We start from the raw sequence: 14,534 nt of genomic DNA on the forward strand, positions 1-14,534 counted from the left end.
AGACATGGACAGCACATGTGTAACGACGCCCTTTGGGCGGCGAGCGATGTCGTTTGGCGTCCTCGCAACTCAGTTTGCCGCGCAGAAAACCAGGAAGGTTGAAGCGGTCGACAAATGGAAACTCTATCGTTCGGTCTGTGAAGCCCGGCCTCTGCTCGGTGTGACCGATCGTTCCCTTGCGGTTTTGAACGCGCTTTTGAGTTTTTATCCAAAGAACGAACTTTCCAGCGAAGCCGGCCTGGTCGTGTTTCCATCAAACACGCAATTGTCGCTGCGTGCACATGGCATGGCCGAGCAGACATTGCGCCGGCATCTTTCGGCGCTTGTCGAAGCCGGTCTCATCATTCGCAAGGATAGCCCGAACGGAAAACGCTACGCCCGCAAACACAGGGGAGGGGAGATCAGTGAAGCCTATGGTTTTTCGCTGGCGCCGCTTCTTGCCCGCAAAGCGGAAATCGAGGAACTGGCCGAGCGTATCATTCGTGAACGGCTCGATCTTCAGCGGCTTCGTGAAAGCATCAGCCTTTGCCGCCGCGATATCCAGAAACTCTGCGAAATGATTGCCGCGCGTGGTGATGTCGAAATCTTCGAAGGGTTTCAGACCCGCTATAATGCCATTGCACGCTCTCTCGGCCGCAATTCGAAGCCTGCGGAACTCAAGGAAATCGCCGGTTTTCTGGCATCCTTGCGTGCGGAGGTAACCAACTATCTGGAAAATATTGAAAAATCGGAAAAATCGGGCGGCAATGACTGCCAAAATGAGCGCCTCATAAAGAATTCAGAATCCGAATCCATATCTGAACGGCCAGATTTGCGTGAGGCGGTTACGGTTGCACCTGCCAGCACCGCCATCGTCCAGCCAGCATATGCGGCTCCCGTCACCGCAAAAGCTGAACCACCATCGCCAAAGGCTGTTCTTCATAAGCAATTTTTTGTTCCTGATATTGTTTTGGTTTTGAAGGCTTGCCCGGATATCTCGCTCTATGCGCCCGGTGGAGCCATCACTGGCTGGCGTGATCTCGAAGTCGCGACCTCGGTGATCAAAACCATGTTCAACATCAGCCAGTCGGCCTATCAGGAGGCACTTACCACCTTCGGCCGGCAGGGAACGGCGGCCATTCTTGCCTGCCTGTTGCAAAAGGCGGACCAGATAAGCTCGCTCGGCGGATATCTGCGTAATCTGACGCGCAAGGCCCAGGACGGTAGTTTCGAGGTGCAGACCATGCTTCTGGCGCAGCTGCGCGGGCGTCAGGACAAGATGGAGGTGAACATGACGAGCTGAGTTCGTGAGGGCCTGTAAAACGTCCCGGCTTGCGGAAAAACCAGTCCGAAGTTACATTAACGCCGTTTCCACAGGTACCAGAGATTCGCTTGCAGGCTGCTGACATCAAGGGTCCAGCCAGGGGCTTCCTATGGTTAATGCAAAGTAATGAAAGTTAATTGCGATTTAGCTTTCGTTTGCGTTTTTCCCTGATTGGTTTCAATCGCTTGAGTCTGCGTGATTTTTGCCGGGAACTGCGCCGGCAGGGGTAGAATGAGACGGGTTTCCGTATCAATCTCACTTCGGAATTCGCGCATGACGCCGGTTGAAACATGAACCTGCTACCTCCGATGCCGTGATTTGGTTGTCGGAAGTAACCCTTCAGTATGAAGGCAATCCATTCCCCCACCGGAATGCGCGGTGGTTGAACCTTCTGCAGGGTTCCGCGTTTGCCTCGATTGTTTCAAGGGATCGTCGCTGATGATTTTTCCAGATGATGTGGAACTGGCTATCGCTCTCTACATGGCGGACCATGCCTTGCCCCGTCATGGGGCCATTGAAAAACTCGTGAAAGCAGAGCTTGAAAAGACAGGCCATCTGCCCGGCGGTGAAGGACGGCCACCCGAAATTGTCGATGGGCGGCCAAGCGCCGATTATGTGCAATATCGTTCCTATCTTGAAGGAGACAGCTGAAAGGGTGGCGGAACCAGAGCCGCCGCAGGCTGTACTCACTTCACAGCACCACATTACGGATGTTTATGTGGTCTGGTCGGGCCGCGTTCTTATCCCGACAGTGTACCGGCGCTGAAAAGAGCGGTGGCCAATGCCTGAGCCGGATCAGGCTTGAACCAGATTGCGGGCCCTATTGTTCCAGAGCTGCAGGCTGCGGGCATAAGCTTCCTCAAAGGGCAGGGCCATATCCTTGACCAGCATCAGCGCGATGGCGGCCGTGGAAATGATGATGGTTTCCGCCCGCTCGTCCCTGGCCGCCCCCGTCCAAACTGCCCGCCAATATTCGAAGGTGGTGAACATGGTCGGCATTTCGGCGGGCGGGGTTTCGCGGGCGGGAATGAGCAATTCGACATCCCTGCCTTTTGAAAGGCAGAAAATCCGGGTGGCGCGGAACGGTGTGAACTGCGCAAAATCCCGGGTATTGCCGAGAATGGCAAGGTTCTCCACCGAAAGCAGCCGCGCGGTATCGCGGTGGAGTTCCTGATAGGAGGGGCGGGCCACACCGATCATGGTGCTTCTGGCACGAAGCGGATTGAGGAGATGGACGACCGTGTTGAGCGGCAGGCGCATTTCCAGAATACCATGCAGGCCAAGCAGGCTCTGGAATTGCAGAGACAGGCCGCCGATCGGCAGATAGGCGATGCGCTGCGAGGACGTAGCCTCCCTCGCCTCGGAAAGAGAATGGCAAAGGGGAATGCCGCAGGCCTGTGCAGCGAGTTCCAGCTTGCCGCCATTGTCCCCCTGGCCGACATGGCCGTGCAACAGGACGTTATATCCCGCCATGGAAACCAGACGGGCGGAATGCAGGAACCACGGCGCATCGCGATGTTTCGGCGACATATAGGCCGGCCAGTCGAGATCGACGGATGCGGGCGGCTGCCGGTCCCTGTCGATATGCTGCCACATGGCTTCGATGAAGCCCGCAAGTTCCGCCGCGGTCACGCCGCGATAATGCATGGTAGCGAGCAGTGCGCCGACCTGTATGGGGTCGGCTTCGCCGTCGAGAATGATCGACAGCGCATCCATTGCCTCTTCCTGGGCAAGCGGGCGGCTGTTGCCTATGCCCATCGCCGAGGTCGCAATATATTTTGCGAGCCGGTGTAGCGGATCGGCATTGTGGCCGATGCGCGCGAGCCGGTCGGCAATGTGCTCCGGTGTCGGCTGGCCTTCCAGAAGAACGCTGGGACGAAGCGAAAGCGGTGGCGCCTTCATCAGCACCGGCTGTTCCCACCCGCTTTTATCCGGTGCCGCAGGCCCTTCCGGTTTCTCCTGCGAATACTCGATCAGATTTTCCGCTTCCGCGGCCAGCGAGCGGATACGCAGCCGCATGTTTTCGGCAAAGGGGGTGGGGCGCAGGCCCTGGCCGGTGCGCAGGAAAAGCTGGTCGCCATATTTTTCCCGGAGTTGCTGCAATATCCGGCTCATGGAAGATGTCGGCAGTCCCATACCGGCCGCAGCCCGGCTGACGCTGCCTTCCCGTAACAACGCATCGAAAGCGACAAGTAATTTCAGCTGTCCAAGCCTGTCGGGTTTTACCGTGGAGGCTGGTTCTTCTTTTCTCTTGCCGGTTGTCATCTTGCGATTTTTTACTCCGCCGCTTTATCCGGGGAGCCCTTTTTGCAATTTCTGGAATTTAGAACTGTTCGAAAACAAACGCATTGCGCCCGCATCCCCTCCTAAATAAGTGGGGTCTAATTCTCAAGTTAAATGCGGGGGCATAACATGGAATTGAAGTACCGCAGCCAGAACAGGACTGCGACAATAATAAAAGCCGGTGTTTCGGCCGCAATGGCGGGCACTGCTTTGGGTTTTGCTCTGCCGGCTTTTGCGCAGCAGGCATCCAACGGAACCACGGTTCTTCAGCAGATTGTTGTTACCGCATCCGGCTTCGAGCAGAATGTGAAAGATGCACCGGCCAGCATCACGGTCGTGACGCGGGAGGATCTGGAAAAGGGGTCCTATCGCGATCTGACCGATGCCTTGCGGGAAGTGCAGGGTGTGTCCGTCACCGGCATCGCCAATGAAAAGGATGTTTTCATTCGTGGCCTGCCCGGCGCTTACACGTTGATCCTCGTCGACGGCAAAAGGCAGAGTACGCGCGACGCCCGCACCAATGGCAATTCCGGCTTCGAACAGAGTTTCGTGCCGCCGGTCTCGGCAATCGAGCGCATTGAAGTGGTGCGCGGGCCGATGTCCTCGCTTTATGGTTCGGATGCCATGGGTGGCGTCATCAACATCATCACCCGCAAGGTCGGCGATGTCTGGTCCGGCACCGTCACTACCGAGGGCACGGTTCAGCAACATTCTAGGTTCGGCAATAGCGGCCAGGTTTCCTGGTATGCCAACGGGCCTATCCTGAAGGATCAGCTTGGCCTGCAGGTCTGGGGCAGGGGCTTCACGCGCGGCGAGGACGGCATTCTGAACGGCACCACGGGCGCCAAGGAATATGATTTCAACGGCCGCCTGACGTTTACGCCGAATGAAGACCACGACATCTATCTGGAAGGCGGCAAGACCCGCCTGCGCCGCGACGCCGAACCCGGCGAGACGCTGGCGGCGACGGATGCCAACAGCACCTACAACACCAATACACGCGATCACTGGTCGCTTTCGCATACCGGCCGCTGGGGACCGACCACGTCGGAATTCTCGTTCCAGCAGGAATGGGCGGAGCGTACCAATTTCACCAGAAACACCCGTACTGGCAGGGTTACGGAAAATCCGCGCTCGCCGGAGGTCCGCAACACCGTCCTCGATGGCAAGTTCACCACGCCGTTCGAACTATTCGGCAACCACACGCTGGTGACCGGCGGGCAATATTTCGAGGCGCGGCTGACGGACCAGAATCCGGGCCGCCGCACAGGCCGTGACGAAACCTTCTCCGCAACGCAATGGGCGCTTTTCCTCGAGGATGAATGGCGCATCGTTGATAATTTTGCGCTGACGGGCGGTCTTCGTCTCGATAATCACGAGAAATATGGCAATCATTTCAGCCCGCGGCTTTATGGCGTCTGGAGTGCCACTGAAGAGCTGACCATCAAGGGTGGCGTTTCCACCGGTTTCCGCGCTCCCGAAATCCGCCAGATCGCGCCGGGTTACGCCTATACGACGGGCGGCGGCGGTTGCAGCTATGGCCCTAGCGGCACCTGCGGCGTGATCATTGGTGACCCGAATCTCGAAGCGGAAAAGAGCACGAGCTATGAAGTGGCCGCTCTTTGGGACAATGGCGACGTTGCTCTCGGCGCCACCTATTTCTACACCGATTTCAAGGACAAGATTTCCAACGCGCTGGTGCTCAACCCGGATGGGACGCCGGCCCGCTGGAGCGAGGACCGCAACTATCGTCTCTGGTATAATTACAACATCGACGATGCGGTCATTCAGGGCGTGGAACTGACGGCGACCTGGTATGCGACGCCGGAACTGACGCTGCGCGGTAACTACACCTATACGCATTCCGAACAGAAGACCGGCGATTATGAAGGTTTCCCGCTGGCGCGGACACCTGAACATATGGCCAATCTGCGCGGTGACTGGGTAACTCCGATCGATGGGCTGGAAGCATGGGCTTCGCTGAATTACCACGGATCGGAAATCAATGCCGGCCCGCGCATCGGCACCAACGGTACGCCGGTGACGATCAACGGCAAGGCCGGACGGAAATACGACGCCTACACCACGCTGGATATCGGCGCGAAATATGCGGTCGCTGAAAATGTCGACCTCAATGCAGCCGTCTATAATGTCTTCGACAAGGATGTCGGCACCGACGACTTCAACACCGTCATGGAAGGCCGCCGTTTCTGGATCAGCATGACGGCGAAGTTCTGACTGCGCCATCCTCGCCGAATTTCAGGGGCGCCCACCGGGCGCCTCTTTTTTTGACCATTCGCCTATTGACCTCAACTATAGTTGAGGAATTATACCGGCTGCTCTTCAACGCGTTTTCGCATTTCCCGCGCGGAAATCGTTCCGGAAGCAGGAGCCAGAATGGAAAATACCATATTCAAACACAGCCTCTCGGTGGGCGATGTCGCGCGCCGCAGTGGTATTGCCGTTTCCACCATCCATTTTTATGAGGCGAAGGGGCTGATCGAAGGCTGGCGCACCGCCGGCAACCAGCGTCGTTATCACCGCGCTGTCCTGCGGCGCATCGCCATCATTCGCATTGCGCAGCGCGCCGGCATCCAGCTCAGCATCATCAGGGACGCGATGGCGGATCTGCCGCAGGACCGGGTGGCGACGACGGCGGACTGGCGCAGGTTCTCACAGTCCTGGCGGGAAATGCTGCAGACTCGCATCAACAATCTGGTGATGTTGCGGGACCAGCTGACCGGCTGCATCGGTTGCGGTTGCCTGTCGCTGGATGATTGTCCGCTGCGCAATCCGAACGATGTTCTGGCCGATGACGGCGCCGGTCCGCGCCGCCTCGTCTCCGCAGAATGATCGCCCATCCGTGCTGAGACGGACGCCTCTTATTCGGAATCGGCGGGAACCCAGACGCTGACGCTGCCGCCATTTGTGGGGAATGTGCCTTTGCCGCTTTCATCAAGCGTTATCTGTTCTTCCCGGTGACCGAGAAAATCGCGCCAGACCGATCCCGCACGCTCCGGGCCGAGGTCGGCCTGCTTTTCGCCCGGTTCGCCGTTCGACATCACCACCACGCAGCCCGCCGCATCGGCAGTGCCGTGGCGGATAAAGGCGACGCAGCTGGCATCGTCGAACATATCCGTCTGGGGACCGTTGGCAAAGCGGCTGCGGGCCTCGATGAGCTTCGGCAGGCATTCGATAGCGGGCATATCGATCTTATACTCGTTGCCGTCATTGCCGGTGTCGGTGTAACCAGTGCCGAACAGATCGGGATAAAAGACGCAGGGAACGCCCTCTTCGCGCAGCAGGATGATCGCGTAGGCGAGGGGTTTGAACCAGGGTTCCACCGGCGCTTCGAGCGATTGCAGCGGCTGCGTGTCGTGATTATCGACCAGCGTGACGGCATGGTCGGGAACGGCAGAGACGAGCGAGCCATCGAAGATGCTGCGCATATCGAAATCGCCGCCCTGTTTCGAAGCATCGTGGAAACTGTGGTGAAGGGCGACGTCGAAAAGCATCAGCTGCTTGTCGACCAGCTCCAGATAGCTTTTCAGCGCCTCCAGATCGGGGTGCCAATATTCCGCCACGACGAAAAGATCGGGATCGACCGTCTCGCGCATATGGCCCACCCAATCGCGGAAGAACCATGCCGGAATGTGTTTGGCGGCGTCGAGACGGAAGCCGTCCACCTGCACCTGCTCTGAGAGCCAACGGCCCCAATATTTAAGTTCTTCGTAGACTGCCCGGTTTCTGAACTCGACGTCCGCGCCCATCAGATAATCGAAATTGCCGTTTTCCTCATCGACTTCTTCATTCCATTCGCCGTCGCCATATTCGTTGACGAGGCGGAATATGCCGTCTTCGGTCGGCTCCTCGATGTGGTCGACGCCGCTAAAGCACTTGAGGTCCCAGATGAATTTGGAATGTTTGCCGTTGCGGCCGGGAAAGGTGAAGCGCGTATAGGCGAGCGCTGCAAAATCCTCGTCGTCGATATCGGTGCGGTCTTCGGGATTGACGCGGCGAACCCGGACCTTTTCCTTCTCGTCGGCACCCATCTTGTGATTGAGAACCACGTCGTGAATGACACGGATGCCATTCTCTTTCAGCGTCTTGCCGGCATGTTCAAGAGCGCCACGATCACCGTATTTGGTCGCGACCGTGCTCTTCTGGTCAAATTCGCCGAGGTCGAAGAGATCGTAGGTGTCGTAACCCACCGAATAACCGCCGGCGGCACCCTTGTATGCCGGCGGTAGCCAGACGTCGGTGACGCCCATTTTGGCAAGGCTTTCGGCCTTTTCGGCCACCTCGCTCCATAATTTCCCTCCGTCCGGATAATACCAGTGGAAGAATTGAAGCAAGGTGCGTCCGGCCATATTTCCCTCACGATGGTTAGCAGGTCGCGCCATAAACGGACCGGCGGCGAAAGGGTTCCGCCGCCGGTGCTGTGCGATCTGCGATTGTGAGGCCGGCGCGCCGGCTGTATTAGCCGGCTATATCGATAAGGGATGCTCCCGCCTGCAGGTAATCGCCTTCCTTGACGATCAGGCGGACCTTGCCGGCCCTGGTGGCGACAATCTGCGTTTCCATCTTCATGGCTTCCATGACCGCCAGAAGATCACCTTCGGAAACCGTGTCACCGTCCTTCACCTTGAAAGATTGCAGTGTGCCGGAAACGGGGGCGGTGATTTCGCCTTCCTTTTTCTCGACCGCAGCACCGGAAGCGGATGCATTGCCGCCGCTGACGCTGCCGAGGCTGGAGAGCAGAATGCTGGGCAGGCCAACCGAAACACGCTTGCCGTCGATCTCGAGATAGGTCCGGGTGATCGACGGATCATCGGCCGGTGCCGGGCGCTCCATGGCGTCGGGCATGGCGGCGAAATCGGTCTCGATCCAGCGGGTGTGAACCTTGAAACCCTCCGTTCCGATGAAATCATCCGTCTCGATCGCGGCGCGGTGGAATGGCAGAACGGTGGCTATGCCCTCGATGCGGAATTCCTTGAGCGCACGGCGGGCACGGCGCAGAACCTGATCGCGGTCAACACCTGTCACGATGAGCTTCGCCATCAGTGAATCGAAGACACCAGGCACGCTGGAGCCGCTGACGACGCCGCTATCCATGCGAATGCCGGGGCCGGAAGGTGCATCGAAAACCGAGATCGAACCGGGCGTCGGCAGAAAGCCGCGGCCCGGATCTTCGGCATTGATACGGAATTCCATCGAATGGCCACGCGGTTGCGGCGTTTCAAGCACACGAAGCTTGTGGCCTTCGGCAATGCGGAACTGCTCGATGACGAGATCGATGCCGGTGGTTTCTTCGGTAACGGGATGTTCCACCTGCAGGCGGGTATTGACTTCGAGGAAGGAAATCGTGCCATCGACACCGAGCAGGAATTCGACGGTGCCGGCGCCGGAATAACTGGCTGCGGCGCAGATCGCCTTGGCAGCCGCATGGATTTTCTGGCGCTGTTCATCCGACAGGAACGGGGCGGGCGCCTCTTCGATCAGCTTCTGGTTCCGGCGCTGCAGTGAGCAGTCGCGGGTGCCGAGGACCAATACATTGCCGTGCTTGTCAGCGAGAACCTGCGCCTCGATATGACGCGGCCGGTCGAGGAAGCGTTCCAGAAAACACTCGCCGCGTCCGAAGGCAGCCGTTGCCTCGCGCACGGCGGATTCATAGAGATCGGCGATCTCCTCCATCTTCCACGCGACTTTCAGGCCGCGGCCACCGCCGCCATGGGCCGCCTTGATGGCGACGGGCAAGCCGTGTTGTTCGGCAAAGGCGGTGACTTCGGCGGCGGAAGAGACGGGGCCATCGCTGCCGGCGACCAGTGGCGCGCCAACACCGGTGGCGATGCGCCGTGCCTCGACCTTGTCGCCCAGTGCCTCGATGACTTGAGGATCGGGGCCGATCCAGATCAGTCCGGCATCAAGAACAGCCTGGGCAAATTCGGCGCGTTCGGACAGGAAGCCATAACCGGGATGCACGGCATCCGCGCCGGCGCGTTTGGCAATCGCGATCAGCTTGGTGATATCGAGATAGGTCTCGGCGGGCCGCACGCCCTCCAGCGCATAGGCCTCATCCGCCAGCCGGACGAAAAGCGCGTCCTGATCGGGGTCGGCATAAACGGCGACCGATTGCAGGCCGTAATCGCGACAGGCGCGGATGATGCGCACCGCGATCTCGCCGCGATTGGCAATCAGCACTTTTTTCATCGCTTTTCTCCTCGGAATTCTGTGTTTTGGGCCGCGATTTCGGCAAAGGGGCCGATCGGGCGGAATTTGATTTTGGCGTTGACGGGGATCTGCCCGGCAAGATCGAGATGATATTCCGCCACCGCGCCGATGACGGGATAACCGCCGGTCAGCGGGTGATCGGCGAGGAAAAGAACCGGCTGACCGCTATGGGGAATCTGGATCGCCCCTGTCGCGGTGCCTTCGCTCGGCAATTCGGCGCTGTCCTTGCGTTCCACCGGCACGTCGCCGGCAAGGCGAATGCCGACGCGGTTCGATTGAGGGGTGACCTGCCAGAGCTGGCCGGTCAGTGTCTCGATACCCTTTTGCGTAAACCAGTCGGCGCGGGGCCCTAGTACGACATCGAGCGTCACGACTTCGCCGGTTGCCGGTGGTTCAAAGGCCGGAATCTCGCCGATCGATACGCTGGAAAGACCAGACTTTTCGTTCTTAAGCGGCAGGATGGCACCGGTACCCACCGGCTCTGGGCCGACGACAGCCAGCGTATCCGTCGCAAAACTGCCGAGCACCGGCTCGACATCGAAGCCACCACGGACGGCAAGATAACAGCGCATGCCCTTGGGCGGCTGGCCGAAAGTGACCTCGTCACCGGCCTCAAGAGAGACCGGGCCATGGGTTTTGGCGGCGAAGCTGCGTTCCGCCGTCTTGATCGTGACGGGGCAGGGGGCGCCGGTTATGCCGATGACGGCGCGGCTCGTACTTTTAAAGGAAAAGCCGCCGAGCGTCAGTTCAAGGCACGGCGTATTGACCGGATTGCCGACGATGCGGTTTGCGGCATTGAACGCACCGCGATCCAGCGCGCCGGAGGCGGAAACACCCTGGCCGGTCTGTCCGAAACGGCCGAGATCCTGAAAGATGGCGGGCATGGGTGCGGCAAGCACCTCGAAATGCGGGCTGTCCTTTTTCGGTTCTTTCCTGTCCGGTGCCGGGGCAGGGATTTCGACCGTTCTGCCGGCCTTGTCCATGTCGAAGAAACGCACCCGGTAACCCGGCTGGAACAGCGCGCCGGGATCACGATCTATATCCCACATCTTGACCGGCGTGGTGCCGATGATCTGCCAGCCGCCGGGGCTGTTTTGTGGATAGACGCCGCTGAAAGCACCGGCCAGCGCCACGGAACCGGCGGGAATGCGGGTGCGCGGGCTTTGCCGGCGCGGCACATGCAGGGTCGGGTCACCGCCGACCAGATAACCGAAACCGGGGGCGAAACCGCAGAAGGCGACGGTGAATTCGCTTTCGGTATGGCGGCGGATGACCTCTTCGACGCTCATGCCGGTCAGTTCGGCGACGTCGGCGAGGTCCTCGCCGTCATAATGGACGGGGATTTCAACGAGATTGTCCGAAGGCGCAATTTTTGCCGAAAGATTGCGGCTTGCGAGCTGCGTGGCCAGCATCTCCGCGCCGATCTTTTCGGGGCGGAAACGGATCATCAGGGTGCGGGCAGCCGGCACGGTTTCTTCGATGCCTTCGACCGGGTCACTCTGAAGCGAGGCGAAAAGCGCCAGCGTTTCATCGAGATCGGCGAGTTCGACAAGAATGGTGGTGAGGCTGACGGGGAGAAAACGCATCATATCCTCACGCGTGATAGGCGGAATCGGGAATATCGGTGATGAACATGTGGCCCGGCGCATGGGTGATGGCAAAGGGCACACCCGACGCCATCACGGCGGCCTGCGGGGTCACGCCGCAGGCCCAGAAGACCGGAACTTCACCCGGCTCGATCCGCACCGCATCACCGAAATCAGGCTTGGCAAGGTCGGAAATACCGATTTCCTCCGGCGCACCGACATGCACGGGCGCACCGTGCACGGCCGGAAAACGCCCGGAAATCGTGGCCGCATCGGCGACGCGCGATGCCGGGATCGGCCGCATGGAAACGACCATGTTGCCCTTCAGCCGTCCGGCCGGGCGGCAGGGTCGGTTCGTCAGATACATCGGCACATTGCTCTTGTCGGTCATGTGGCGGATTTCGATACCCGCTTCCACCATCGGCGTCTCGAAGGTGAAGCTGCAGCCGATGAGGAAAGCGACGAGATCGTCGCGCTCCGCCCAGGCGGCCGTCGCATCCGCGGTTTCTTCGGCAAGCTTGCCGTCGCGCCAGATGCGATAGAGCGGCAGGTCGGTTCTCAGATCGGCACCGGGCGCCAGAAGCGTGGTGGGCGAACCGGGATCGGAGACGTCAAGCACCGGGCAGGGTTTGGGATTGCGCTGGGCATAAAGCAGGAAATCGAAGGCCCAGTCACGCGGCAGCACAATCATGTTCGCCTGCGTGAAGCCGGGTGCGATGCCTGATGTGGGGGCGACAAGGCCGTCGCGATAGGTGGCACGCGCCTTGCGCGCGGCCTCGGCGTCCGTGTGGTTGAGATAGGATGTTGGTATCGTCATCGGCTATCCTTTCAGCGATCGGAAGCGAAGGAGCGGATTGCGATACCATCAGCTTCGAAACGGCGGCGGATTTCCTGGGCGATGGCGACCGCGCCGGGGCTGTCTCCATGCACGCAGATGGATTGCGCCTCGATTTTTATGATGCTGCCATCGATCGCCTCCAGCGTACCTTCGCGGGCAAGCTGCACCATGCGGTCGGCGATTTTCGCCGCATCATGCAGCACGGCACCGGCTTCGCGGCGGGAGACGAGCTGGCCCTGAGGCGTATAGGCGCGATCCGCGAAAGCCTCGGCAACGACGGCAAGGCCCGCCTTGCGGGCAAGATCGAGAATGGGCGCGTTGGCAAGGCCCATCAGCACCAGTGAAGGATCGATGGCCTTGATGCCGTCGATCACGGCCTGCCCCTGTTTCGCATCATTGGCGATGCGATTGTAAAGCGCGCCATGTGGCTTCACGTAACGCACCGTGGTGCCGGCAGCTGCGGCGACACCTTTCAGCGCGCCGATCTGGTAAATGACGTCTGCAATCAGCTCTTCCGAGGTTGCGTCCAGATCGCGACGGCCGAAGCCGACGCGGTCCGGATAGGAGACATGGGCGCCGACAACCACGCCTTTTTCGGCAGCGGCCTTGACGGTGCGGTAGATGCCGGCCGGGTCACCGGCGTGAAATCCGCAGGCGATGTTGGCGCTGGAGACGATGGCGAGCATCGCCTCGTCATCGCCCATGCGCCACGCGCCGTAGCTTTCGCCAAGATCGCTGTTGAGATCGATAGCGGCCATGTTTGCCTCCCTTTGATTTTATCAGTAGCCGAGCAGGGCAAAGATCGCGCCCGCCGACTTATAGGCCATATACCAGGTGAGTGCGCAGGTCAGCACGCCAAGCACCAGCAGCCAGCGCGGGTAATGATACCCGTGCATCAGATCAGCGCGTTTCCAGGCGGCATACATGAAGATCGAAAGGCCGATTGGCAGAACGAGACCGTTGAGGCCGCCGACGAAGACGAGCATGGCTGCAGGCGGTGTGGTGATGATGATATAGGCGATCAGCGAGATGGCGATGAAGCCAACCGTTGCCAGATTGCGCTGGCGCTCCGTTATGTCAGGCTTGAAAGCGGTCAGGAACGACACGGAGGTATAGGCCGCACCGATGATGCTTGTCATGGCCGAGGCGAGGAAAACCGCGCCGAAGAGGCGGAAGCCGATATCGCCGGCAGCGGCATGGAAGGCCTGGCCTGCGGGGTTTGCTGCCTTGCCCGAGAGATCGATGACCACGCCGCTGGCGACGACACCGAGGATGGCGAGGAACAGGATGTAGCGCAGCACGCCGGTGATGGCGATGCCGCTCAGCGCCGCGCGATTGACCGCGTTGATATTTTCAACGCCCACCATGCCCTTGTCCAGCAGGCGATGCGCGCCGGCATAGGTGATGTAACCGCCCACCGTGCCGCCGACGATGGTGGTGATGGTGACGAAATCGATGGTATCAGGCAGGAAGGTCTGACGGAAGGCTTCCGCCACCGGCGGGCCGGAGACATATGCCGCATAAAGGATCAGCGCCAGTTTGACGAAGGCAGCCACAAAAACCACGCGGTCCATGGCGATGCCCGCCCGGCGCGACAGGAAGATGCCGATGGCCGCCAGCGCGCCGATGGCGCCGCCGATCTTCGGATCGAGATCGATCATGGCGTTGAAGCCGAGGCCGGCGCCGCCGATATTGCCGATGTTGAAGAACAGGCCGCCGATGATCACGAGGATGGCAAGCAGGTAACCCGAGCCCGGAATGGCGGCATTGGCAATCGCCGGCGCCCGCATGCGGGTGATGGTGACGATGCGCCAGATATTGGCTTGCACGACGAAGTCGATCAGGATGGAAATGATGATAGCGAATGCGAATGCGGCGCCCAGTTTCACCGTGAAATTCGCAGTCTGGGTGATGAAGCCCGGCCCGACGGCCGACATCGACATCAGGAACATTGCCGAAAGCAAGGCATAACGCTGATTCTTCGCCTTGCGCGCAACCTCGTTCGGGTCGGCGGGCGTGGGCATTTTCTGCTCCATGGATTTTCTCCGCTCCAATCGCAATCCGCCCCTCGCGGATGCTTTATGCGGTCGAGTTTGTCCTGTTCCGTGAAATTGTCAACATTGTTCAACAATAAATAATAATCGTTCTCTCATTTTGTCTATTTGTTGGACGGTATGCGCATGAATTCATCACGTTTTTTTCGTGCTTTGCTAATGCTTTGTGCTATGGGCAGATCATGCCGTGTCCGAACATGCCTGTCACGGAATTCCCGATGCTGCATTGCTCTTAAGAA

Annotated in this window: 11 protein-coding genes; 4 read left to right on the top strand and 7 right to left on the bottom strand. The window is 59.6% G+C overall.

The window, feature by feature from the left end; genetic code table 11:
• Window positions 1-4 precede the first annotated feature (4 nt).
• Window positions 5-1,282 carry a plasmid replication protein RepC gene (repC, locus tag O3S81_RS21005; protein ID WP_269346362.1) on the top strand — a complete coding sequence of 426 codons (1,278 nt, stop codon included), beginning with the start codon at window positions 5-7 and terminating at the stop codon, window positions 1,280-1,282.
• A 459-nt stretch (window positions 1,283-1,741) separates the two neighbouring features.
• A complete protein-coding gene (locus O3S81_RS21010) occupies window positions 1,742-1,954 on the top strand; it encodes a hypothetical protein (protein ID WP_269346363.1) in 213 nt (70 codons plus the stop codon).
• Between the two features lie 144 nt (window positions 1,955-2,098).
• Here the strand turns inward: O3S81_RS21010 and O3S81_RS21015 are convergent, their stop codons facing one another.
• Window positions 2,099-3,568: a glycosyl transferase family protein gene (locus tag O3S81_RS21015; RefSeq protein WP_269346364.1), complete on the bottom strand. Its 1,470-nt coding sequence runs from the start codon at window positions 3,566-3,568 to the stop codon at window positions 2,099-2,101.
• A 147-nt stretch (window positions 3,569-3,715) separates the two neighbouring features.
• On the opposite strand from O3S81_RS21015, the gene O3S81_RS21020 reads away from it, so the two are divergent.
• Window positions 3,716-5,824 (top strand): TonB-dependent receptor plug domain-containing protein, encoded by a 2,109-nt coding sequence (locus tag O3S81_RS21020; RefSeq protein WP_269346365.1) that lies wholly within the window; start codon window positions 3,716-3,718, stop codon window positions 5,822-5,824.
• A 159-nt stretch (window positions 5,825-5,983) separates the two neighbouring features.
• Complete coding sequence (gene soxR, locus O3S81_RS21025) at window positions 5,984-6,439, top strand: redox-sensitive transcriptional activator SoxR (RefSeq protein WP_080828920.1); 456 nt, start codon at window positions 5,984-5,986, stop codon at window positions 6,437-6,439.
• Between the two features lie 29 nt (window positions 6,440-6,468).
• Here the strand turns inward: soxR and amyA are convergent, their stop codons facing one another.
• The 6 genes from amyA to O3S81_RS21055 all read right to left on the bottom strand — a co-directional run bounded on the left by amyA (window position 6,469) and on the right by O3S81_RS21055 (window position 14,277).
• Window positions 6,469-7,956 carry an alpha-amylase gene (gene amyA, locus O3S81_RS21030; RefSeq protein ID WP_269346366.1) on the bottom strand — a complete coding sequence of 496 codons (1,488 nt, stop codon included), beginning with the start codon at window positions 7,954-7,956 and terminating at the stop codon, window positions 6,469-6,471.
• A gap of 109 nt (window positions 7,957-8,065) precedes the next feature.
• Window positions 8,066-9,796: an acetyl/propionyl/methylcrotonyl-CoA carboxylase subunit alpha gene (locus O3S81_RS21035; RefSeq protein WP_269346367.1), complete on the bottom strand. Its 1,731-nt coding sequence runs from the start codon at window positions 9,794-9,796 to the stop codon at window positions 8,066-8,068.
• On the bottom strand, window positions 9,793-11,403 hold the full coding sequence (locus tag O3S81_RS21040) for a 5-oxoprolinase/urea amidolyase family protein (RefSeq protein WP_269346368.1): 1,611 nt from the start codon (window positions 11,401-11,403) through the stop codon (window positions 9,793-9,795). The genes O3S81_RS21035 and O3S81_RS21040 overlap by 4 nt, the downstream gene beginning before the upstream one ends.
• 7 nt (window positions 11,404-11,410) lie before the next feature.
• Window positions 11,411-12,220 (bottom strand): putative hydro-lyase, encoded by an 810-nt coding sequence (locus O3S81_RS21045; protein ID WP_269346369.1) that lies wholly within the window; start codon window positions 12,218-12,220, stop codon window positions 11,411-11,413.
• An 11-nt stretch (window positions 12,221-12,231) separates the two neighbouring features.
• Window positions 12,232-12,999 carry a LamB/YcsF family protein gene (locus tag O3S81_RS21050; protein ID WP_269346370.1) on the bottom strand — a complete coding sequence of 256 codons (768 nt, stop codon included), beginning with the start codon at window positions 12,997-12,999 and terminating at the stop codon, window positions 12,232-12,234.
• Between the two features lie 21 nt (window positions 13,000-13,020).
• Complete coding sequence (locus tag O3S81_RS21055) at window positions 13,021-14,277, bottom strand: NRAMP family divalent metal transporter (protein ID WP_269346371.1); 1,257 nt, start codon at window positions 14,275-14,277, stop codon at window positions 13,021-13,023.
• Window positions 14,278-14,534: the final 257 nt, after the last annotated feature.

Source organism: Agrobacterium sp. SOY23 (genome assembly GCF_027212525.1).
Lineage (GTDB): Bacteria > Pseudomonadota > Alphaproteobacteria > Rhizobiales > Rhizobiaceae > Agrobacterium > Agrobacterium tumefaciens_I.

What these genes read in the sequence shown, in the direction of transcription:
- repC (WP_269346362.1), top strand. Translation starts at nt 5, where the DNA reads ATGGACAGCACATGTGTAACGACGCCCTTTGGGCGGCGAGCGATGTCG.
- O3S81_RS21010 (WP_269346363.1), top strand. Translation starts at nt 1,742, where the DNA reads ATGATTTTTCCAGATGATGTGGAACTGGCTATCGCTCTCTACATGGCG.
- O3S81_RS21015 (WP_269346364.1), bottom strand. Translation starts at nt 3,568, where the DNA reads ATGACAACCGGCAAGAGAAAAGAAGAACCAGCCTCCACGGTAAAACCC.
- O3S81_RS21020 (WP_269346365.1), top strand. Translation starts at nt 3,716, where the DNA reads ATGGAATTGAAGTACCGCAGCCAGAACAGGACTGCGACAATAATAAAA.
- soxR (WP_080828920.1), top strand. Translation starts at nt 5,984, where the DNA reads ATGGAAAATACCATATTCAAACACAGCCTCTCGGTGGGCGATGTCGCG.
- amyA (WP_269346366.1), bottom strand. Translation starts at nt 7,956, where the DNA reads ATGGCCGGACGCACCTTGCTTCAATTCTTCCACTGGTATTATCCGGAC.
- O3S81_RS21035 (WP_269346367.1), bottom strand. Translation starts at nt 9,796, where the DNA reads ATGAAAAAAGTGCTGATTGCCAATCGCGGCGAGATCGCGGTGCGCATC.
- O3S81_RS21040 (WP_269346368.1), bottom strand. Translation starts at nt 11,403, where the DNA reads ATGCGTTTTCTCCCCGTCAGCCTCACCACCATTCTTGTCGAACTCGCC.
- O3S81_RS21045 (WP_269346369.1), bottom strand. Translation starts at nt 12,220, where the DNA reads ATGACGATACCAACATCCTATCTCAACCACACGGACGCCGAGGCCGCG.
- O3S81_RS21050 (WP_269346370.1), bottom strand. Translation starts at nt 12,999, where the DNA reads ATGGCCGCTATCGATCTCAACAGCGATCTTGGCGAAAGCTACGGCGCG.
- O3S81_RS21055 (WP_269346371.1), bottom strand. Translation starts at nt 14,277, where the DNA reads ATGGAGCAGAAAATGCCCACGCCCGCCGACCCGAACGAGGTTGCGCGC.